The sequence below is a fragment of the Geopsychrobacter electrodiphilus DSM 16401 genome (assembly GCF_000384395.1).
Taxonomy (GTDB): domain Bacteria; phylum Desulfobacterota; class Desulfuromonadia; order Desulfuromonadales; family Geopsychrobacteraceae; genus Geopsychrobacter; species Geopsychrobacter electrodiphilus.
The window spans coordinates 161,086-180,870 of record NZ_ARWE01000001.1 but is presented as its reverse complement, the minus strand read 5'-3'; the positions used below and the strand labels follow the sequence as shown (position 1 = coordinate 180,870).

At 55.5% G+C, this 19,785-nt stretch carries 23 protein-coding genes; 5 read left to right on the top strand and 18 right to left on the bottom strand.

Annotated features, from left to right (window positions below; all coding sequences use genetic code 11):
- From fmt to D888_RS0100865, 5 genes are all read right to left on the bottom strand, one after another.
- Positions 1-945, bottom strand: a complete 945-nt coding sequence (gene fmt / locus D888_RS0100885; protein WP_020674633.1) for a methionyl-tRNA formyltransferase — start codon at positions 943-945, stop codon at positions 1-3.
- Entirely contained in the window at positions 942-1,457 is a 516-nt protein-coding gene (gene def, locus D888_RS0100880) for a peptide deformylase (RefSeq protein WP_020674632.1), read from the bottom strand. The genes fmt and def overlap by 4 nt, the downstream gene beginning before the upstream one ends.
- 170 nt (positions 1,458-1,627) lie before the next feature.
- Positions 1,628-2,383, bottom strand: a complete 756-nt coding sequence (locus D888_RS0100875) for a sulfite exporter TauE/SafE family protein (protein WP_020674631.1) — start codon at positions 2,381-2,383, stop codon at positions 1,628-1,630.
- On the bottom strand, positions 2,384-3,151 hold the full coding sequence (locus tag D888_RS0100870) for a tRNA threonylcarbamoyladenosine dehydratase (protein ID WP_020674630.1): 768 nt from the start codon (positions 3,149-3,151) through the stop codon (positions 2,384-2,386). It lies immediately after the preceding gene.
- Positions 3,152-3,163: 12 nt separating this feature from the next.
- Entirely contained in the window at positions 3,164-3,904 is a 741-nt protein-coding gene (locus tag D888_RS0100865; RefSeq protein ID WP_020674629.1) for a TatD family hydrolase, read from the bottom strand.
- Positions 3,905-3,992: 88 nt separating this feature from the next.
- Between D888_RS0100865 and D888_RS0100860 the strand changes: the two genes are divergently transcribed.
- On the top strand, positions 3,993-4,442 hold the full coding sequence (locus D888_RS0100860; RefSeq protein WP_020674628.1) for a DUF302 domain-containing protein: 450 nt from the start codon (positions 3,993-3,995) through the stop codon (positions 4,440-4,442).
- Between the two features lie 68 nt (positions 4,443-4,510).
- Here D888_RS0100860 and D888_RS0100855 read toward each other — a convergent pair whose 3' ends face one another.
- The gene (locus tag D888_RS0100855) at positions 4,511-5,506 is read right to left on the bottom strand and encodes a YhdH/YhfP family quinone oxidoreductase (RefSeq protein WP_020674627.1); all 996 of its coding nucleotides are present in this window, start codon (positions 5,504-5,506) and stop codon (positions 4,511-4,513) included.
- 131 nt (positions 5,507-5,637) lie between these two features.
- On the opposite strand from D888_RS0100855, the gene D888_RS0100850 reads away from it, so the two are divergent.
- Positions 5,638-6,003: a winged helix-turn-helix transcriptional regulator gene (locus tag D888_RS0100850; protein WP_020674626.1), complete on the top strand. Its 366-nt coding sequence runs from the start codon at positions 5,638-5,640 to the stop codon at positions 6,001-6,003.
- Between the two features lie 47 nt (positions 6,004-6,050).
- On the opposite strand, the gene D888_RS20265 is transcribed toward D888_RS0100850, so the two are convergent.
- Entirely contained in the window at positions 6,051-6,776 is a 726-nt protein-coding gene (locus D888_RS20265) for an SIMPL domain-containing protein (RefSeq protein WP_020674625.1), read from the bottom strand.
- A gap of 260 nt (positions 6,777-7,036) precedes the next feature.
- Between D888_RS20265 and D888_RS0100840 the strand changes: the two genes are divergently transcribed.
- From D888_RS0100840 to cydB, 3 genes are all read left to right on the top strand, one after another.
- A complete protein-coding gene (locus D888_RS0100840; RefSeq protein WP_020674624.1) occupies positions 7,037-7,255 on the top strand; it encodes a DUF4492 domain-containing protein in 219 nt (72 codons plus the stop codon).
- A gap of 62 nt (positions 7,256-7,317) precedes the next feature.
- The gene (locus D888_RS0100835; RefSeq protein WP_020674623.1) at positions 7,318-8,853 is read left to right on the top strand and encodes a cytochrome ubiquinol oxidase subunit I; all 1,536 of its coding nucleotides are present in this window, start codon (positions 7,318-7,320) and stop codon (positions 8,851-8,853) included.
- 3 nt (positions 8,854-8,856) lie between these two features.
- The gene (gene cydB, locus D888_RS0100830; protein ID WP_020674622.1) at positions 8,857-9,987 is read left to right on the top strand and encodes a cytochrome d ubiquinol oxidase subunit II; all 1,131 of its coding nucleotides are present in this window, start codon (positions 8,857-8,859) and stop codon (positions 9,985-9,987) included.
- A 194-nt stretch (positions 9,988-10,181) separates the two neighbouring features.
- On the opposite strand, the gene D888_RS20260 is transcribed toward cydB, so the two are convergent.
- The 11 genes from D888_RS20260 to dctP form a co-directional block, all read right to left on the bottom strand.
- Positions 10,182-10,667, bottom strand: coding sequence for a dihydrofolate reductase (locus D888_RS20260; protein ID WP_156826913.1), 486 nt, complete (start codon positions 10,665-10,667; stop codon positions 10,182-10,184).
- A complete protein-coding gene (locus tag D888_RS0100815) occupies positions 10,658-11,683 on the bottom strand; it encodes a nucleoside recognition domain-containing protein (protein WP_020674620.1) in 1,026 nt (341 codons plus the stop codon). The genes D888_RS20260 and D888_RS0100815 overlap by 10 nt, the downstream gene beginning before the upstream one ends.
- 2 nt (positions 11,684-11,685) lie before the next feature.
- The gene (locus D888_RS0100810; RefSeq protein ID WP_020674619.1) at positions 11,686-12,144 is read right to left on the bottom strand and encodes a pyridoxamine 5'-phosphate oxidase family protein; all 459 of its coding nucleotides are present in this window, start codon (positions 12,142-12,144) and stop codon (positions 11,686-11,688) included.
- A gap of 170 nt (positions 12,145-12,314) precedes the next feature.
- Positions 12,315-13,217 (bottom strand): DMT family transporter, encoded by a 903-nt coding sequence (locus D888_RS0100805; RefSeq protein WP_020674618.1) that lies wholly within the window; start codon positions 13,215-13,217, stop codon positions 12,315-12,317.
- A gap of 87 nt (positions 13,218-13,304) precedes the next feature.
- Positions 13,305-13,682, bottom strand: a complete 378-nt coding sequence (locus D888_RS0100800; protein WP_020674617.1) for a RidA family protein — start codon at positions 13,680-13,682, stop codon at positions 13,305-13,307.
- A 177-nt stretch (positions 13,683-13,859) separates the two neighbouring features.
- On the bottom strand, positions 13,860-15,053 hold the full coding sequence (locus D888_RS0100795) for a M24 family metallopeptidase (protein ID WP_020674616.1): 1,194 nt from the start codon (positions 15,051-15,053) through the stop codon (positions 13,860-13,862).
- Positions 15,046-16,026, bottom strand: coding sequence for a hydroxyectoine utilization dehydratase EutB (gene eutB / locus D888_RS0100790; protein WP_020674615.1), 981 nt, complete (start codon positions 16,024-16,026; stop codon positions 15,046-15,048). The genes D888_RS0100795 and eutB overlap by 8 nt, the downstream gene beginning before the upstream one ends.
- A gap of 212 nt (positions 16,027-16,238) precedes the next feature.
- A complete protein-coding gene (locus tag D888_RS0100785) occupies positions 16,239-16,682 on the bottom strand; it encodes a universal stress protein (protein WP_020674614.1) in 444 nt (147 codons plus the stop codon).
- A gap of 77 nt (positions 16,683-16,759) precedes the next feature.
- Positions 16,760-18,049, bottom strand: coding sequence for a TRAP transporter large permease (locus tag D888_RS0100780; protein ID WP_020674613.1), 1,290 nt, complete (start codon positions 18,047-18,049; stop codon positions 16,760-16,762).
- Entirely contained in the window at positions 18,046-18,630 is a 585-nt protein-coding gene (locus tag D888_RS0100775) for a TRAP transporter small permease (RefSeq protein ID WP_020674612.1), read from the bottom strand. Before D888_RS0100775 ends, D888_RS0100780 begins: the two co-directional genes overlap by 4 nt.
- Positions 18,631-18,701: 71 nt before the next feature.
- Entirely contained in the window at positions 18,702-19,751 is a 1,050-nt protein-coding gene (dctP, locus tag D888_RS0100770) for a TRAP transporter substrate-binding protein DctP (RefSeq protein ID WP_020674611.1), read from the bottom strand.
- Between the last annotated feature and the right edge of the window lie 34 nt (positions 19,752-19,785).

Genomic DNA, 19,785 nt, shown 5'->3' with positions numbered 1-19,785 from the left:
CTATTGTTTCCCCAACAGCATGCCTGCCGGCAGCCTGTGCCCGCGTAGAAAATCGCTGACGTTCATCATCCTCTTGCCCGGTAGTTGCAAGGCACCAATCCGCAGAACCCCCTCACCACAGGCAACACAAAGCCCCTGATCATCGGCGCTGAGGACAGCCCCTGCTTCACCGGTTCCCGCCTCAACCCGCGTCTGGCTGACCTTCAGTGTCTCACCATTCAGACTGGTGTAAGCCGCCGGCCAGGGATTGAGCCCGCGGACCAGATTATGAATCTGCTGCGCCGAAAGGTTCCAGTCGATGAGGCCATCCTCCTTCTTCATCATCGCCGCGTAACAGGTTTTGTCATCGTCCTGCTTCACAGCTACCAGAGTCCCCGCACACAACTGGCGCAGGGTTTCCTCCAGCGCCTCCCGCCCGAGGGGAGCCAGTCGGTCATGCAGCTCCCCGGCGGTTTCATCGGGGCCGATGGTCAGGGTCCGCTTGATCAGCATGTCGCCGGTATCGAGGCCGACATCCATCAACATGGTGGTCACGCCGGTTTCAGTGCCGCCATCAACGATCACCTTATTAATCGGAGCCGCACCGCGGTAAAGCGGCAACAACGAGGCATGCACATTGATACACCCGTATTGGGGGATATCGAGCACGGCCCGCGGCAGAATCTGGCCATAGGCGACCACCACGATAAGATCGGGGTTGAGCGCCCGCAACTCTTCGACCGCCTCCGGATTGCGTAATTTCAGCGGCTGCAACACCGGCAGATCGTGCTGCAGCGCCAGCTCCTTGACCGGTGGTGGCGCCAGCTTATTGCCACGCCCCCTGGGTCGGTCCGGCTGGGTGTAAACCCCGACCAGCTGCACTCCGAACTCAATCAGGCCACGCAGGCAGTCCAAGGCAAAATCAGGGGTTCCCATAAAGACGGTGCGGATATCCTGCGGCTTCATTCTTCGTCTCTCTGCTGCATCAGCTTCTGATATTTTTTGCGGAAGATTGATCTCTTCAAGGGGGAGAGATGGTCGACAAACAGAATCCCCTGCAGATGGTCAATTTCATGTTGCATCGCCACCGCCAGCAGATCTTCGGCCTGCCGCTGCCGCGGATTGCCATCGACATCCTGATAGTTCATGGTCACCCGGCTGAAGCGTTTCACCACGGCATAATACTCCGGTACCGAAAGGCAACCCTCCTCTTCGCAAGATTCTCCTTCAGTTTCGACCAGGACAGGGTTGACCGCGACGATCAGGTCAGGGGGGTTCTCCTTGCCTGAACAGTCCATCACGATCACCCGTTGCAGCACACCGACCTGCGGTGCAGCCAGCCCGACACCGGGAGCATCGTACATTGTCTCGACCATGTCGGCGGCCAATTGTTTGAGCGCTTCGTCGAAGTGGACAACGGGCTTAGAAATCTTTTTCAGCACAGGTTCGGGATAATGCAGAATTGTACGAACGGCCATCGGCCGACGGTCCTTTCTATAATGGGCCAAATTTCGGGAACAGAAACCACCCGATTCGACACAGAAATCCCCGGTCGCAACAGCAATAACTCGGCGTGCCGGGGAGCTTCAGATGAAACCTTATGATACGTGGCTGCAGAGTAGCAGTCAACCTAAGGGCGAGGGTTGCATTATGGGAATAACAACAGTTTCAGCGCAAAAACCGCAACCGTAAGGGTGACCACCTTTTTGATCCAGTCATGCCCCTTGGCCACCGCCAGACGCGGGCCGAGCATCCCGCCGATGGAATTGCCTGCGGCCAGAGAAAATCCGAGCAGATAGTTGATCTGGCCATGATAGATGAAGACGCCGAGGGCCACGAAGGTGTAACAGAAAATGACAAAAACCTTAATCGCGTTGATCCGAACCAGATCGAGACCGTGAACCAGCAGGGCGGTAATCACGATAAATCCGACCCCGGCCTGCACGAAACCGCCGTAAACGCCGACGCCGAAGAAACTGATCACCAGAATCAGTTTGCGCCAGAAACCGAAGACGACCTCCTGCTGACGGATACGCTTCATCGGATCAAGGGCGGTGAAGATCAGCACCCCCAACATGACCAGCGCCAGAATACGTTTGAACATCAGGTCATCGATGCTGATCGCCAGGTTGGCACCCAACCAGCTGCCGAGCAGGGCGGGCGGGGTGCAGAGCAGGGCAAGCTGCAGGGGTAAAACGCCACGGCTGCGGAAGCCGCGGATGGCGAAGAGATTCTGACAAAAGATGGCAATACGGTTGGTGCCGTTAGCGACCGCCGAGGGCAAGCCCATAAAAATCAGCAGCGGCAGGGTCAGCAGTGAACCGCCGCCGGCCAGGACATTGAGGATGCCGGCGATAATACCGACGGCGAAGAGCAAGGGAAGCTGCCAGTACAGAGGATCCATTTAATTCACTCCACTCAGTTTGCGGATCACTTCACCCGCCATGCACAGGCCGAAGATCGGCGGAATATACGACGAACTCCCAAGGATCACGCGGCGATCTTCACAACTCCAGCGTTGATCTTCTTTATTGGGACAGACACAATTTTCGGCACAGGCTGCGGTATCGCTGCTTAAGGGGCGGAACTCTTCGGTCGAGAAGACCACCTGCACCCCCTTGTTGATCCCGCGGTTGCGCAATTCTTTGCGGATAATCCGCGCCAGACGGCATTTTTCGGTCTTGCTGATGTCGGCTACCCTGATCAGGGAGGGGTCGATCTTGTTGGCCGCGCCCATGGAGCTGATAATTGCCAGTTTACGTTCCAGACAGCTCTGGATCAGATGCAGCTTGGCGGTGATATGATCAATGCAGTCGAGGACATAATCGAACCCCGGTCCGAGCAGCTCGGCACTCGCCTCGGCATCATAAAACCGATAGATGGCGACAACCTCGGCCAGGGGATTGATCTGGCGACAACGTTCCGCCATCGCCTCAACCTTCTTTTGGCCGATGGTGCTGCTCAGGGCATGGATCTGCCGATTAACGTTGGTCTCGCAGATCTCATCAAAATCGACCAGGGTCAGGTGGCCGACTCCGGCCCGTGCCAGCGCCTCCGCCGCATAGCTGCCGACCCCGCCGATGCCGAAGACCGCGACCCGCGCGCCTTTAAGCCTTGCCATCCCCGCGCCGCCGACCAGCAGCTTCAGCCGGCTGAATCTGTGTTCACTCACCTTGCTCATTCCCTATATGTTCAGCAATTGACGTGCATTTTCTGTGGTTATACGCGCGGTCTCGGCGAGAGTCCAGCCACGCAGTGCGGCGAGCTTTGTCGCCACGGTCAGCAGCGCTTCGGGACCGGGCGCCATATCCGGCGCGTCGGTTTCGAGCACCAGAGCATCTGCCGGCATGAGCTTCACCACTGCGGGGAGCTTGCGTGCCGTCTCCCGCAGCAGCACCGGGCCGATACCGAGCTTCAAACCGAGGGGGACAATCTGCCGGGCCGTCTCCGGGCTCCCGGAGAACCCGTGCCAGATGCCGCCGACCCGCGCGATGTCGACCTCTTGCAGAATCTGCAGCACGGCGGCCGTCTGCTTGCGACAATGAATCAGCACCGGCAGCCTGGCGTCGATGGCAATCTCCAGCTGGCCGCGAAAAGCACGCTCCTGAACCGCCAACTCAACATCTAACAAGACGTCAAGTCCGATCTCGCCGACCGCCACCACCTGCGGCAGGGCACAAAGTTCGCGCAAGCGCACGGCGACCCGTTCATCCCAGGCATCAGCACTTAGCGGATGCAGGCCAGGTGCAGCATAAACGCCGGGATTCTGGCCGGCAAGATCAATCAACTCAGCCCAGCCTGTGGCACGCACCCCCGGCTGCAGCAATAGCTCAATTCCGGCCTGGTGCGCGGCGGCGAGTCGAGAAGCCAGGAGACTTGTCCATTCCGGGGCAAAAAGATGAATGTGTGTATCACAAAAGGTCATGAGCGCATCCTACTTTCTCAAGCCCCTGCAGAGCAATGCTCCAGCTGTTATAGTGGGAACACTCAATCAAAAACCATGGAGGTCCACTATGCGCACCCTGCTGATTGCGGTCATGTCTCTGTTTATCGCCCTTCCGGCTGTCGCGGCCGAAGGCCTGGTCAGCCTGCCCAGCCAACACTCTGTCTCGCTCACTGCTGATCGCCTGGTCTCTCTGCTGGAAAGCAAAGGGATGACCGTTTTTAACCGTATCGATCACGCCGCCGCCGCTCAGAAAGTCGGCGTCGAACTACGCCCGACCACCCTGGTGATCTTCGGCAACCCCAAGGTCGGCAGCCCGCTGATGAAATGCAGCCAGACCACGGCCATCGATCTGCCGCAGAAGGCATTGATCTGGCAGGATGAGAATCAGCAGGTCTGGTTCTCTTACAATGATCCGACCTATCTGAAAGATCGACATCAAATCGAAGGTTGTGATCAGAATTTGAAAAAAATCAGCGCTGCCCTGGCTAACTTTGCCCTCGGGGCGACAAAAAAGTAACTCGAACGACAGGCGGCCGGGAATCACCCAGCCGCCTGTCCTGACTCTGCCGCGCTACCTGACAAAAACTATTGCAGATTAACCAGCGCGCGACGTTTCATCCCGCCTTTAAGCATCAATTGAATCTTCTCCTCGAGGCCCTCCAGACCAACCTCATCAACCATCGCTTCGAGTCCGGCGAGCTTCCATTCATTTGCGAGCTTCTGCCAGACCTTGGAACGTGGCTCTCGGGGGCATTCGGCCGAATCGATCCCGATCAGACGCACGCCGCGCAAAATAAAGGGGAAGACGTTGATCGGCAGGTCGATAGAGCCGACCAGACCGCAGCAGGTCACCACCCCCCAGTTGCGTGTCGATTTGATCGCCGCCGCCAGCATTTCGCCACCGACGCAGTCGACCACCCCGGCCCAACGGGCCTTCATCATCGGCCGGTCGCTCCCTTCGGTCACTTCACTCCGTTCAATCACCTCTGTTGCACCGATCGATTTCAGATAGTCCGCCTCCGAAGCCTTGCCGGTCGCCGCCGTCACCTGATAACCAGCCCTGGCCAGAATCGCCACCGCCAGACAACCAACGCCACCCGTCGCGCCGGTGACCAGAATCGGGCCATCCTCCGGCTTGATGCCGCCCTGCGCCAGCTCGTAAACCGACAGCGCCGCGGTCAAACCGGCGGTGCCGAGCATCATGCTCTCTTTCAGGCTGAGCCCGGCCGGAAGCTTCAGTGCCCATTTACTCGGCACGCGGATCATCTGGCCGAAGCCGCCATCGGTCTCCATCCCCAGATCATAGCTGGTCACAATGACCTGATCGCCCGGCTTAAAAGCGCCGTCACTGCAGCTGACGACTTCGCCGGCCGCGTCGATCCCCGGCGTATGCGGGTAGTTGCGGGTGACACCCGGATTGCCGGTCGCCGACAGGGCATCTTTAAAATTGAGCGATGAATAATGCACACGCACCAGCAGTTCGCCTTCAGGCAGGTCGGCAACACTGCGCGCGACAATACTGCGCGTAAAAACCTTCTTCTCCGGTTGCTCAACCAGCAGCGCCTTAAATGTTTCGGACATGATTATCTCCCTCATAAAATGAATTGGATTGATCAGAACAGCCTAAGCGACTACTATAAAAAACTCAAGTACCAACCTTTATGATATGTAGTATCCATAAAGATACTTTGTTGATCTTACTAAGGAATTATATGAACGAACCTGTTTATCGTTGTGGTGTCGAAGTCACTCTGTCTGTTATTGGCGGAAAATGGAAGGGTTTGATCCTCTGGCACCTGCGTCTTAAAACCCTGCGCTTCAGTCAACTCCAACGCCGCCTGCAGTCCGTCACCCAGAAGATGCTGACCCAGCAATTACGTGAACTTGAGGCAGAAGGTTTGATCCATCGCCAGGTCTTTGCCGAGGTCCCCCCAAAGGTTGAATATTCGCTGACAGAACGTGGACTTAGTGTGGTCCCCATGCTTGAGCTGATGTGTGATTGGGGACAGGATTATCTCCGGGAGACCAAAGGAATTGAGCTGGATTGCGCCGACATCAAAGCCCCGGCTTCCGCGTAAAGGCTGGCCCGCGGCCTCCTTCGCCGGCGGTCAGAGCCAACATCCCGTCAGTCCACCAGCGCATAACGTAAGATCACTGCCGCGTGTACCTCGACCTCCCCGGCGTTGAGCGGCACATTGTTCACCGCCCGGGCCGACACACCTTCGGCCATCATCAGCATCGGGCGCGCAACCGCGCCGCTGTCATCGACCCGCGCTTCAAGCAGCCGACCCAATTTCACCCCGGCGGCACTCGCCAGGGTTTCAGCCCGCTGGCGCGCCCGGTTTGTTGCTTCGGCGATCGCCTGACGGCTTGAGATCTCGGAATCGGCCAGCGAAAATCTCAGCTGGCTCGCCTTGTTCACCCCGGCCTGCTGCGCTAACGCCAGCAGGTGCCCGGCCAATTCGACATGCGTGGTCGCAATCTGCAAACTGTTATTCACCTGATAGCCGACAATTTCAGGCGCCCAATTGGCAGGCGCCGGTCGCGGCGGTCGACTCCACTGCGGCTGGATGCTGAATTGACCGGTGTGGTAGTCGGCTGAGGTCAAGCCTTCCGTCAACAGTAATTGCTGCAGGCGCCCCATCGCAGCGTTGTTGCTCACCATCGCCGCATCGGCCGTCGCACCGGTCGTCACCGCCTCAAGCGACATTTCCACCTGATCCGGTTTGACCTTGAGTGTCGCTTCACCGCGGACACTGAGCTGCGAGACTTGTTTTTGTGCGGCCACAGGCTGGGGTGGGACGCAAGCGGACAGGAAGAGGACGGGAAGTAAAAAATATAGGTAGCGCATTGTTAACCTCTCCAAAAGTCATGAGTTCTATCAATCATTCGCATGCTGGATCAGTGTAACACTCCTGACAGAAGAATCACCACCAGTGCCCCCTCGGACTGCTGCTCAGGGTATCAGCAATTCCGGGATAAATTTCTCCCGCTCCTTAAATTACAACCTGTTTGGTAATAATTTTCTTGACTCACGTCCACACAATCACGTAAAAGCATCCGCACCTGTTATAATTCCACACAAAACGTGCGACATCAGAGGAGGGAAAGATGCTTAAAAATGCCGTTGATCTCTACCTGAATGGCTTTCGTTCCATGGTTGTGGGGCGCACCCTGTGGAAAATCATCCTGCTCAAGCTGTTTATTATCTTTGCCGTCCTGAAGCTGTTCTTTTTCCCCGACTTTTTAGCCAGTCGCTTTGATACCGATTCACAGTGCGCTGACTATGTTCTGCAGCAGCTGACCTCGCCATCAACAAAAGGGCGCTAACCGTCGTCAGAAACCGGCCAGTCAAAGACCCTAACCTTAGACCGAGAACAGGAGGAACAAACGTGATTGAGTCGCTTGATTTGAGTATGGTGAACTGGGCGCGAGGGACCTTCGCCCTGACCGCCATGTACCACTGGATATTCGTACCTTTGACTCTGGGACTCTCTTTTCTGTGCGCATTTTTCGAGACGATTTATGTCCGCACCGGCAACCCGCAGTGGAAAACCCTGACGCGCTTCTGGATGACGCTGTTCGGGATCAATTTCGCGATCGGGGTCGCCACCGGCATTATTCTGGAGTTTGAGTTCGGCACCAACTGGTCGAACTACTCCTGGATGGTCGGCGACATCTTCGGCGCACCCCTGGCGATCGAGGGGATTCTGGCATTTTTTCTCGAAGCGACCTTCTTCGCCGTCATGTTCTTCGGCTGGAACCGGGTGTCACAAAAATTCCACCTATTTTCAACCTGGATGGTTGCCGTCGGCTCCAGCCTCTCGGCCCTCTGGATTCTGGTCGCCAACGGTTGGATGCAGTACCCGATCGGAATGAGCTTCAACCCCGAAACCGCCCGTTTCGAAATGCAGGATCTGTGGGCGGTGATCTCATCCCCGGTGGCTATCAGCCATTTTGTCCATGCCACCAGCTCGGGGTTCCTGCTCTCTTCACTCTTTGTTCTCGGGATTTCCAGCTGGTACCTGCTCAAGAAGCGACATATCGAGTTCGCCAAGCGCTCGATCGCCGTAGCCTGCGTTTTTGGTTTGCTCAGTTCATGCTTCGTGGCCTTCACCGGGGATGAGCATGCCTACATCACCGCCCGCACCCAACCGATGAAGCTGGCCGCGATGGAAGCACTGTACGATGGTGGATTGCCCACCGGACTGGCGGTCATCGGCCTGATCAACCCGGAGAAAAAACCGGGAGATCACAAGGACGCGTTCTTCTACAAAATCGAAATTCCGGGGATGCTGACACTACTGGCCAAACGCAGCTTTCAGGGTTTTGTGCCGGGGATTAATGATCTGGTCTACGGCAACCCGACTCAGGGGATTGTCGGGGTCGGGGAAAAAATCGCGCGCGGCAAGCAGGCAGTCGCTAACCTGAGCGCCTATAAAAGAGCCAGTGCCACCGGGGATAAACCTGCAGCCGAGGCGGCCCTCAGCCGCTTTGATCAGGATCAGAAATTCCTCGGTTACGGTTATCTGAACGCGCCCGAAGAGGCGGTGCCTTCGGTCCTGCTGACCTACTATGCCTTCCGCATCATGGTCATGTTGGGGATGTTTTTCATCCTGTTGTTCGTAGTTTATATCTACCTGATGGAAAAAAATCGTCTGGAAGAAAAGACTTTCATCCTCAAGCTGGGTGTCGCCTCACTCTTCCTGGGCTGGGTGGCATCCCAGGCGGGCTGGGTCGTCTCCGAAGTCGGCCGCCAACCCTGGGCGATTCAGGGTCTACTGCCGGTCAGCATTGCCCGCTCAAACCTCGATTCCGGCACGGTCATGGTGACGTTTTTCCTGTTCTTGACCCTCTTCACCGCGCTGTTGATCGCAGAACTGAAGATCATGGTCAAGCAAATCTCTATCGGTCCGGAAGGAGAATAAATCATGCTCGGAAACCTTGACTGGTCGACGTTACAGCAACTCTGGTGGTTGATCGTTTCTGTCGTCGGTGGGCTCTTCGTCTTTCTGACCTTCGTTCAGGGGGGGCAAACCCTGATTTTAACCCTGGCGGCCGACGCCAACGAAAAGACCCTGATCACCAACTCCCTCGGACGCAAATGGGAATTGACCTTTACCACTCTGGTTCTCTTCGGCGGGGCCTTCTACGCCTCATTCCCGCTCTTTTATGCCTCGAGTTTCGGCGGGGCCTATTGGGTCTGGCTGGCGATTCTGTTTACCTTTATCATCCAGGCGGTCAGCTATGAATTCCGACGTAAACCGAATAATTTCCTCGGTCAGAAGACCTACGAAATTTTTCTGTTCATCAACGGGACCGTCGGGGTGTTACTGATCGGTGCCGCGCTCGGAACCTTTTTTACCGGATCAAATTTCACTCTCAACGCATATAATCTGGTTCACTGGACACATTCGCTGCGTGGTCTTGAAGCCGCTTTCAGCCTGTTCAATCTCAGCTTCGGACTCTTTCTGGTGTTTCTGGCACGGACCCTCGGTGCGCTCTATCTGGCGAACAACCTCGACCACGACAGTCTGGTCCGGCGTCTGAAAAAATCGGGGTTCAACAACCTGCTCTGCGCCCTGCCCTTTCTGCTCTACGTGCTGGTCAGCCTGATATTGATGGATGGCTACGCGGTCAATCCGGTCAGCGGGGTTGTCACCATGGAAGCCCATAAATATCTCAACAATCTGCTCCAGATGCCGCTCAATCTGGTGCTGCTGCTCTCTGGACTGGCGCTGGTCATTGTCGGGGTCGTTTTGAATCGTTTTACCGCATCGGTGCGCGGAATCTGGCCGGCGGGCCTGGGCACGGTGCTGACCTGCCTGGCGATCTTCTTTCTCGCCGGCTACAACAACACCGCCTTCTATCCGTCCAAGGTCGATCTGGCCAGCAGCCTGACCATTTACAACGCGTCAAGCAGTCACTACACCCTGACCATGATGTCCTACGTTGCCCTGACCGTCCCCTTTGTGCTGGCTTATATCATCTGGGTCTGGCGCCAGATGGATAGCCAAAAATTAACCCTGAAAGAATTGACCGCCGACAAAAAAAGCTACTGACAGGAGGTTTCACCATGCTCATTTTAGCCTGGATCGCATTGATCGCCATCTCATATTACGCTGCCGTTAAAATGCTCCACAGCTGGGATCTGCTCTAACCAGAGCCGCTTGGCGCGGAGGTAAAAAGGCCCCGTCGGCAGCTGCCGACGGGGCCTTTTTACGCAGCGTATTTCGGGCCCAACCAACGGCCGGAACTACCCCCTGCGTTCGTACACCGAAAAGGTATAGGTCTCATCCTCAACCAGGGTGACCCGTCGTACCCGCTGGAATTGTTCTGCCGGTAGCGGCGGGAAATAGGCATCGCCCGTAACCTCACGTTCAAGCTCGGTCAGATAGATACGTCCGCAGCGCGGCAGCATTTGACGATAAATCTCCTCGCCACCGCAAACAAAGAGTTCATTCTCACCGGCTGCCTCGGCGGCAACCAACGCCGCGCTAATATCGCCAAAGGCGTGACAGCCCGGGGCATTAAACGCTGCGTCCCGGCTGAGGACATAACTGGTCCGCCCCGGCAACGGTCTGCCGATAGATTCAAAGGTCTTGCGCCCCATCAGCAGGCTATGCCCCATGGTCAGCTGTTTGAAGCGTTGCAGATCCCCGGAGAGATGCCAGGGGAGTCGGCCGTCGCGGCCGATGCAGCGGTTTCTGGCCATGGCGACGATGATTGAGATCAGCAACAACGGAGCTCCTCAGCCTGCGGTTCGCTCTTCACCAACGCCGGACGTACAAAGTAACGTTCAAAGACGTTCTGTGGCAGAACCCGGATCAGGCGGACCAGCAGAAAAACCAACAGCAGGGCAAAGATCAAACGTCCCCAGAACACCCCCGAGACATGCCCACCCAAGACCATCATCAGCAGGCTGTCCTCGATCAGGCTGTGGCAGAGGCCCATGAGCGCGATGGAGCTGAAGACCTCCCGCTTACTCAGGCGGCCGGACTGCGCCTCCTGAATAATCAGGCCGCCACCATAGCTTAAGCCCAGGGTGATGCCGACAATCGTCAGGGGTGCGGCCTGTCGCCCCATGCCGAGCAGCGCTAACACTGGCTCGAGGCTGCGAGTTAACAGATCAACCAGCCCGATTTTTTTCAGCAGCCGCAGCAGGCACATCAAACTGAAGATAATCAGCGCGATTGAGGCCAGATTGCGCAACTCATTCAGACCCCAACCAAGCCAGGAGGGATCAACCGCTGGCGGGTTCCATAAGGAGTGGCTTGCCCCCTGCAAACTATCCGTCAGGTGATAACCGAAATTGAGCAGTCCACCCAGCAGCAGCGCGCCACCGACGCGCAACAGCGCCTGGGTGCGAAAACGGGTGCCGGCTTTCTGGGCGATACGCAGCTCCACCGGCAGACTGTGCGCCACCAGCATCATGCTGGTCAGCACCGTCACCTGGGCGATGCTCAAGTCGAGTCCCGGCGCCAGCGAAGCAAAGACCACAACCCCACCATAGAGGTTGGTCACGATCGCCGTCGCCCAGACCAGGCCGATCTCCCCCGGCAGGCCGACCAGATGCATCACCGGTCCAAGCAGCACCCCGAGCTGATCGACCACCCCCCACTGTTGCAAAAAACGCGTGGCGATGCTGATCGGAACGATGATCTTGAACAGAATCAGGCAGGTGCTCAGGGTCTCGCGAACAAGTTCGCACAGGACCGCTTGCAGCTGCCGCCAGAGGGTGAGATTTGTCTCCGCCACGCTTAAACCCGCGACTGCTTGCCGGTCATCTCTTTGATGACCAGTCGGAAGACCGTCGTCTCCTCAATTGCCTTTAGCGGAAAGTCGAAGGCCCCCTCCCCGTACTGCGCCATCAACAGCTTCAAGGCAGTGCGTTTCGATTCCGACTCCTCAATAAATTCAACCCGCCCCTGACCAACCACCGAGCGGAAGCGAGCACCCCAGTTGCACGGCTGCTCGCCCTCGACGATTCCCAGATCGACGACCACCGAAAAACCGACCTGCGGATTGCAGTGAAGCAGTTCGATCTTGTGGCCTTCCGCGGCCGAGTGAAAATAGAGAATACCGTCGCCGTATCCGTAACTGAGCGACACGATATAGGGGGAGGGGACATCAGCAATCGCCAACTGACAGACCCGCCCCTGCCATAAAATTTGTTCGAGACCGGCGATATGGGTGACGGCTTTTTCGCTACGACGCATAGGTTTACACCTGCTTTAAGTAATGAGATAGGGGTCAAAGATAGGACTTCCACGCAGCCAAAACAGGCTCAAACTTAACCGAACCCCGGCGGCCCCCGACTATAGCGCTGCTGAATCCGGGAAACAAGTAACCTTAAGAAGGAACAGGCTGCGACGAGCATTAAACGTTTTCAAAGGACCGCTTTTACGGGATGCCGATACAGCGGTTTGATGCTCAAAAGCAGGCCGCTCACCATGATCAGGGCACCCCCAGTCAAGGCCAGGCTACCGAGGTGTTCATGAAAAAGCCAGAATCCGAGAAGACTGCTGAAGAGAACTTCCGCCATGGAGATCACTCCCACCCGGGGCGAGGGGAGATATTGCAGCGCCTTGATGCTGGCCAGATAGGCGAGTAAACCGAACAGGCATAGGGAGAAAAGCCCCACCCAGCCAACCAGAGGAAGATTGACCAGGGGCTTCAGAGCCAATGCCGGTATGGCGCAGACGATACACCCCACCAGGCAAATATAAAAAAACGGAATCAATGGGTTGTTCAGCCGGGCGACCCGGCGAATCAGGGTCGTGGTCAAGGCATAACTGAGGGCGGCCCCAAGGGCCAACAGATGGGCACTGGACAGTTGGCTGTGCAACTCGCCGGGCCAGAGCACCAGAACTGTACCGACTAGCCCCAGAACAATAAGGCCCCAGTCGCTACCGCCGAAGCGGTCGCCGTTGATCAGGGGGGAAAGTAGAGCAGCAAATACTGGATAGAGGTAAAGCAGAACCAGAGCCTCGAAGAGCGGCAGGCGAAAAATTGCGGCAGTCAGACAAATCACATTGATGACGCTGACTACCCCGATCAGGAGCATAGTTTTCCGCTCCACTCCACCCAAGCTGACCCTGCTCAACCGCGCAACCAGGAGCATTGCCAGAAGACCAAAGACAGATCGGGCAAACATGATCTGCCACACGTCGAAGTAGGGTTCGCTGTAACGAATGGCGACATTCAGCAAGGAAAAAAACAGCGCTGAAGCCAGGGCGAAACAAAATCCGGTCCAACGTTCCCGAACAAATGAGACCGCCTGTAAATTCAACTGAGACCTCGCGCCCGTTTATAGCTAAAATGAAAGTAAGCGTTCACTCGGCTTAACCGGTGATCCCTGACAAGACAGGGACCCGTTTCAGGCCCCGGCGATACAATCGATCTCGACGTTCAGCCCCGAATCCAACCCCTTAACCGCCATGCAGATGCGGGCCGGAGGGGCGTGCGGGAAAAACGTTTTATAGACCTCATTCATCCGCGCTTTATCCTCCCAGTCTGAAAGGTAAATGTTGCATTTCAGGACCTTATCCAGTCCTGAGCCGGCGGCTTCGAGGATGTATTTGATGTGATTGAGTATCCGCTCTGTTTGCGCCTCGATGCTGTCCTTGATCGGCTGATGGCTGACCGGATCATCGGAAGTCTGGCCCGACACGAAGATCAGGTCGCCATATTTGATGGCCTGGGAATAAGCCCCAGGCGCGGGTGCTTTGGTGGAAAAGATCACTTCTTTTTTCATCCTGTGCTCCTCTCCCCTTTTCATAGGGGTGATGGTTTTATTTGATGTAACTTCAGTACCTAACGAAATCGGTACGGCATGTGGGCTGCGGCTGTTGCCGAAGGGAAGTTAAGCGACAACGTTGGACGCAGGTAACAGTTGTAGGCCGCAGGCCCTCGCAAAAGGGCTGAATAGCAACTATTTGACAAACAACCGGCGCGGAAAATCCATAAAGGTTTCGCAGCCTTGTTCGGTGACTACGATCGGCTCGGTACATTCAAAGCCGAAGCTGTCGAGCCAGATCCCCGGCATGAAGTGGATGGTCATGTTGGGCTTGAGTACAGTTTTATCACCAGGCCGCAGGCTGAGCGTGTGCTCACCCCAGTCGGGGGGGTAGTTCAGGCCGAAGGCGTAGCCGACCCGCGATTCCTTGACCACGCGGCTGCCGGAAATCGACTCGCGCCAGGTCGCTTCCACCTCTTCGGCCGTCACCCCCGGGCGGATGAACGCCAGGGTTCGGTTCAGGCCTTCAATGGCGGTTTCGGCCACGTCCAGCAGCTCACTTGGGGGCTCTCCGACCATCACCGTGCGGGCCAATGGCATGTTGTAATGATGTTTGGCACCGCCCAGTTCGAGCAACACGATATCGCCATCTTCATAGCGGCGGTCGGTCCAGCTCAGATGGGCGGTTGAGGTCCGGATGCCGGAGGGCATGATCGGCGCAATCGCCGGATAATCGCCGGTATAATCGATGGTACCGCAGATCTGGGCCTTATAAACCTCTCCGGCGACATCACCTTCTCGCACCCCGACCCCGATGCCGTCAATCGCCTTCTGCATGACTTGCTCGGTTATGCGGGCGGCCATACGCAGGTACTCTAGCTCCTTTGCCGATTTGACGCAGCGCACCCAGCGGACAATGTCATCCCCATCGCTGATCACCGCTTGTGGCAAGCAGCGGCGCAGCGTATCGAGGCAGCGACCGGTAAAGTAGTAGCTGTCCATCTCCACCGCCAGACGGCGCTGGCCGTAGCCCCGCTCTTTGAGGATGTCGGCGGCAAACTCCATCGGGTGAGAGAGCTTCGACTGCACATAATTGTCACGGTAGCCGTAGATGTTCTCTTTGCTCAGCCAGGTCGTCAAAAACGCGCCGTTGCTGTCCTGGGCGCGACCGAACCAGATCGGTTCCTCCTGATCGATCAACAACAGGACCCCCTGGTGGACATAGAAGGACCAGCCATCATAGCCGCTCAAGTAGTTCATGTTCCCTGGCTCGGTGACCAGCAGGGCCTCCACGCCTGATCGCCCCATGGCCTCTTTGGTGTTTTTTACCCGCTTCTGATATTCCGCACGTTCAAACGGAAGCTGTGGGACTAAACTGGACTCAGGCATATTTTTTCCCTGCAATCTCGATTAAAAGCCTTGGATCGACATTCCCGCCGCTGACCACAACCGCAACATTCTCACCTAGGGATGAAACCCTGACGGCCAGCAGGGCGGCGATTCCGACCGCGCCCGCACCTTCGATGACCTGGCGGTGGCTGTCGAAGGCATAGAATATCCCCGCAGCGATCTCCTCTTCGGTGACCAGAACGACCTCGTCCACCAGGTCCCGGACCATGGGGAAGGTATAGCTGTTATCCAGTCCTATCCCGCCCAACAGGGCATCACCCAGGCTGTCCGTCTCCTCAATCTCCACTGGCCGCCCGGCCTGCAGACTGGCCTGCATCGGGGACGAAACCTCGAGTCCGACCCCGACAACTCTGATCGCAGGAGAGGTCGCCTTCATCGCCAGAGCAATTCCGGCCAGCAAACCGCCGCCCGAAAGCGGCACCAGCAGGCAGTCGACCTGAGGGAGTTCTTCCAGAATCTCAAGGCCGATCGTTCCCTGACCGGCTATGACATGAGGATCGTCAAAGGGCTTGACCATAGTTAACCCTTCGTCCCGCTCCAGTTCCAAGGCCTTGACATAAGCCTCGTCCTGACTTTGCCCATGGAGAATCACTTCCCCTCCCAGGGCCTCCATCGCCGCCACCCGGTATGAAGGAACCCGGTGAGACATGCAGATCACCGCCCTAACACCCAATTGAGCGGCGACATAGGCGACGGCGCGGCCATGGTTGCCGGTGGAAAAGGCGATCACCCCCCGCTCGCGTTCTGCGGATGACAACGAAAGCAACTTGTTGACCGCACCACGAATCTTGAACGATCCGGTCTGTTGCAGATTCTCCAGCTTGAGATACACCTTTCGCCCGGTGGCAGCACTCAGTGGAAGCGAGTGGAGCAGCGGAGTCTTATGAGCAAAACCACAGCAGCGCTGTCTGGCGAGAAAAACATCTTGAAGATAAAGGCTGGTTTTATCCATTGAATCGGGAACTCCGTTGCTTAAGAGAATCCTCGCCCGAAAATTGTTCGGACTCTAAATGAGGCTTTCACAAAAAGCATCAGGTTGGATGGCTAAGCAAAAAGCGTCAAATGCAAGGCGCGCGATTGTCGAGCAATGAGGCGTACTTACGTACGTCGAAGCAGTGAGAGCAATTGCAGCAACGCAGCAGTTGGCGAGTTTTTGCGACGCCATCATAGATGGCTACGCGTCATAAACACGCTGATCGGTGATCGCCGCATGATTTTTTCGGCGGTACTGCCGACAAAGATGTGTTTCATGTCGGATCTCCCGCGCGAACCGGCAAACACCAGATCGTAATCCCCGCTCTCTATCTCATACAGACAGTTGATATAGGGGATGCCCTTGCGGGTTTTGGTTGTAAAATTGAGAGCCTTCAAGCCGGGGACTTTTTCTTCCAGCGCCACGAACATCTGTTTGGCGTGCAGGTCAAGCCTGTCCTCCAGGCTGCGATACTCTTTGTTCGACAAGACGAAGCTGAGGCTGCTCTCATCTTGCACGACGTGAAGAATCGTCAGATGAGAGCCAAACTTTTCAGCAAATTTGACCGCATCCTGTAACGCATCTTCAGAATCTTTGGAAAAATCGGTCAATACCAACACGTTTTTAAAATCCATATTTTCTCCCAACTTTTTTTATGAGGAATACGCAGTCGCTGCTTTTCAGGCATGACCCTGCAGATCTGGCGATTGACTTAATTTCCCATCGACAGATTCGGTAAAAACATGACGATACCCGGGAAGACCATCAGGATGATAGTTGCCGCGATCAGGATCAGCAGAAATGGCAAAGAATGACCGATAACCTCAAGATAGGGTCGTCGGAAGATCAACTGTGCGGTAAAAATATCACAACCGAAGGGCGGGGTCGCCGAACCGATGGCGCATTGCAAGGTGACAAGCGTCCCAAGCAGAATGGGATTAACCCCGGCGCTGACAACATAGGGTTGAAAAATGGGACTCAGAACAAAAATTGCCACGATCGGGTCGACGAACATACAGGCCACAAAATAAACCACCACAATGATCGCCATCACGCGGAACATCGAGGGATCGGGTCCGAACAATGGGGGTATAAATTTTTGCGGTAGCTGTAAAAACCCGATGAGCCAGGAGAATGCCTGACCCGCACCTACCAGGATAAAAACGACTCCGGTGATAACTCCAGTCTGCAAAAAGGCATCAATCACCCGGTGCATGGGCAAACTCTTGTAAATAAGCATTTCCACGATCAGAGCATAAAGGACTGATACCGCGGCCGCTTCCGTTGGACTTAAAATTCCAGAGTAGATGCCACCGACGACAATGACTGGAAAGCCCATAACCGGGAGGCTGTCTTTAAGCGCAGCAATTTTTTCAGCGCCGGTCGCCTTGGGCAGCACCTTGATCTTTTTGGCTTTCGAATAAAAATAGCAATAGACCGAAAACATCACGAGAATCATCAGACCAGGAATAATCCCAGCCAGAAACAACGCACCGATCGAGGTACTGGTTGCGACTCCATAAACAATAAACCCGATACTCGGGGGGATGAGAAAGGCAATATCGCTAGCGTTGATAATCAACCCCAGCGTGAAAGAACTGCTATATCCCGCCTCGAGCAGCATCGGCCGCATGGTGCCACCAATAGCCGCTACAGTCGCTTGGGTTGAACCTGAAACCGCGCCAAAGAGAGTACAACTGGCGTTAGCAGTTATTGGCAATCCGCCAGGCAGGTGGCCGACGAAGGTTTTGATCATCCGGATCATCCGTCCGGCGGATTGCCCTGAGGTAACCAGGCTCGCGGCGAGGATGAACATCGGCACGCAAACCAGTGCGGGCGGAGTCAATCCGGTAGTCACCTGTTGCACCATGGTCATCATCAGGCGCGGTGCAAAATCAGGCATGTAGACATAAATGTACAACATCAAGGAACCCAGCAAGGTGACCATGAAGGGGAACCCGAAGAGCAGCATCGAGATCAGACTTGTAACTAACATGGTCATTGGGGGGTCCCTCCAATCTGCTCATCTTCATACTCGCTCTGCTGATCAGGTGACTGCCAGGGGTCCTTCTCAGTCAGATTTTTGATGATGGTGCGGAGATACTGCAGACAGGCCAGTCCAAATCCGATCGGGAGAATGATGTAGAAGGTCCACGTGGGAACCCGCAAGGCCGGAGTCATATGTCCCATCTCCATGGCATTTAACAGGTACTGGTAGGAGAACCAGGCCATAACTCCCATCACAATGGCGCTGACCAGGGAGATTACGATCAGAAAAACTTTTTCAACCTTCGGCGGCATGGCGTCTAAAAATGCCCCCATCCGGATATGCCGCGCCTTTCTGACCCCATAGCTCACCCCGACAAAGGTCATCAGCATCACCAGAAACTTCGAGATCTCCTCGGCAAAATAAATACTTTGAAAAAACGTCCGGGCAAAAACATTAGTAATCAGAAGCACGGCAAGAGCGGCAACGCAAAACACCAGAATCGAAACTTCGATGCCGTTCAACACAACACCGACATTGTGGTTAAAGCGCTGGAAAATGTTCTGCGGCCGCCTGCCTTTGTCTTTTTCACTCATGGACCCATGCCCTTTCGTTGGACAAACAAAGCCCTGCAGTCGCCTGACCGCTGCAGGGCTCTGACGACCGGTTATTTGATGTTTAATGCTTTTTTAGAATTTTCAACATCTCTCAGGAAGGCATCAAGAATCTGCTGAGCTCCCTCACCTCCAAGTTTGACATACTGGGGATACACGGTTTCGGCCCTGGCTTTGAACTGGGCAACAGCAGCAGCATCCAGCGTATGAAATTTGATGGCCGGTTTGGCCTTCTCAATCTTCTTGCGGTCACTGGCATTGCGCGCCGTGATCCATTTCCCGGCAGGGATAATCGAGTCGTGCCAGTATTTGAGCATTTCAGCTTGGGCATCCTTGGTCAGACTCTTGAAAAACTTTTGGTTAACCGTGGGGATGCCGACGAAAGGTTCGCTCTTCAATTGGGTCAGGTAGTTCTGAACTTCATAGAATTTCATACTGTAGATTGCAAACAACGGATTAACCTGAGCATCGATCAAACCCATCTGCAGACCACTGTAGACCTCACCGTAGCTCATGGGAGTAGGACTGGCGCCATAAGCCCGATAGCCTTCGACCAGCAGCTTGGAAGACATGACGCGCAATTTAAGACCACTCATATCTGCCAGGGATTTAACCTGATCTTTCGATGACAGCCACTGCCAGCCTTCAAACATGATCGAAAGTGGTACCAGTCCATTCTTGTTGAAGGATTTCTCAAGGAGCGGCATGAACTCACCATTTTTAATCATCCAGTCCAGGACCTGTGGGACTTTTTCGGTCGGGAACAGATAATTCAGGGTCAACACCTGGGCCTGCGGAACAAACGAGCTGATCCAGGCATAGTCTGAGAACACAAAATCAACGACACCGAGCTGACAGAGTTCATTGATATCGCCGGTTGCTCCCAGGGTTCCATAGGGATATACCTCGATATCAATCTTGCCGTCAGACCACTTTTTCATGTGGTCGGCAAAGTTGTTAGCCCAGACCGTCATAAAATCGCCGGCAATCTCCTCGGAAGCGAGTTTTGCCTTGATCGGTCCGCCAGTGTAGCCACCAGCAAAAGCAATACTGAAAGTCGACAGAAAGATGCAGATAGCCAGTAATCCAACAAGTTTCTTCATAACTTTTCCTTCTCGTGATTGGGTTTTAAAACTT

What these genes read in the sequence shown, in the direction of transcription:
- fmt (WP_020674633.1), bottom strand. Translation starts at nt 945, where the DNA reads ATGAAGCCGCAGGATATCCGCACCGTCTTTATGGGAACCCCTGATTTT.
- def (WP_020674632.1), bottom strand. Translation starts at nt 1,457, where the DNA reads ATGGCCGTTCGTACAATTCTGCATTATCCCGAACCTGTGCTGAAAAAG.
- D888_RS0100875 (WP_020674631.1), bottom strand. Translation starts at nt 2,383, where the DNA reads ATGGATCCTCTGTACTGGCAGCTTCCCTTGCTCTTCGCCGTCGGTATT.
- D888_RS0100865 (WP_020674629.1), bottom strand. Translation starts at nt 3,904, where the DNA reads ATGACCTTTTGTGATACACACATTCATCTTTTTGCCCCGGAATGGACA.
- D888_RS0100860 (WP_020674628.1), top strand. Translation starts at nt 3,993, where the DNA reads ATGCGCACCCTGCTGATTGCGGTCATGTCTCTGTTTATCGCCCTTCCG.
- D888_RS0100855 (WP_020674627.1), bottom strand. Translation starts at nt 5,506, where the DNA reads ATGTCCGAAACATTTAAGGCGCTGCTGGTTGAGCAACCGGAGAAGAAG.
- D888_RS0100850 (WP_020674626.1), top strand. Translation starts at nt 5,638, where the DNA reads ATGAACGAACCTGTTTATCGTTGTGGTGTCGAAGTCACTCTGTCTGTT.
- D888_RS20265 (WP_020674625.1), bottom strand. Translation starts at nt 6,776, where the DNA reads ATGCGCTACCTATATTTTTTACTTCCCGTCCTCTTCCTGTCCGCTTGC.
- D888_RS0100840 (WP_020674624.1), top strand. Translation starts at nt 7,037, where the DNA reads ATGCTTAAAAATGCCGTTGATCTCTACCTGAATGGCTTTCGTTCCATG.
- cydB (WP_020674622.1), top strand. Translation starts at nt 8,857, where the DNA reads ATGCTCGGAAACCTTGACTGGTCGACGTTACAGCAACTCTGGTGGTTG.
- D888_RS0100810 (WP_020674619.1), bottom strand. Translation starts at nt 12,144, where the DNA reads ATGCGTCGTAGCGAAAAAGCCGTCACCCATATCGCCGGTCTCGAACAA.
- D888_RS0100800 (WP_020674617.1), bottom strand. Translation starts at nt 13,682, where the DNA reads ATGAAAAAAGAAGTGATCTTTTCCACCAAAGCACCCGCGCCTGGGGCT.
- D888_RS0100795 (WP_020674616.1), bottom strand. Translation starts at nt 15,053, where the DNA reads ATGCCTGAGTCCAGTTTAGTCCCACAGCTTCCGTTTGAACGTGCGGAA.
- eutB (WP_020674615.1), bottom strand. Translation starts at nt 16,026, where the DNA reads ATGGATAAAACCAGCCTTTATCTTCAAGATGTTTTTCTCGCCAGACAG.
- D888_RS0100785 (WP_020674614.1), bottom strand. Translation starts at nt 16,682, where the DNA reads ATGGATTTTAAAAACGTGTTGGTATTGACCGATTTTTCCAAAGATTCT.
- D888_RS0100780 (WP_020674613.1), bottom strand. Translation starts at nt 18,049, where the DNA reads ATGACCATGTTAGTTACAAGTCTGATCTCGATGCTGCTCTTCGGGTTC.
- D888_RS0100775 (WP_020674612.1), bottom strand. Translation starts at nt 18,630, where the DNA reads ATGAGTGAAAAAGACAAAGGCAGGCGGCCGCAGAACATTTTCCAGCGC.
- dctP (WP_020674611.1), bottom strand. Translation starts at nt 19,751, where the DNA reads ATGAAGAAACTTGTTGGATTACTGGCTATCTGCATCTTTCTGTCGACT.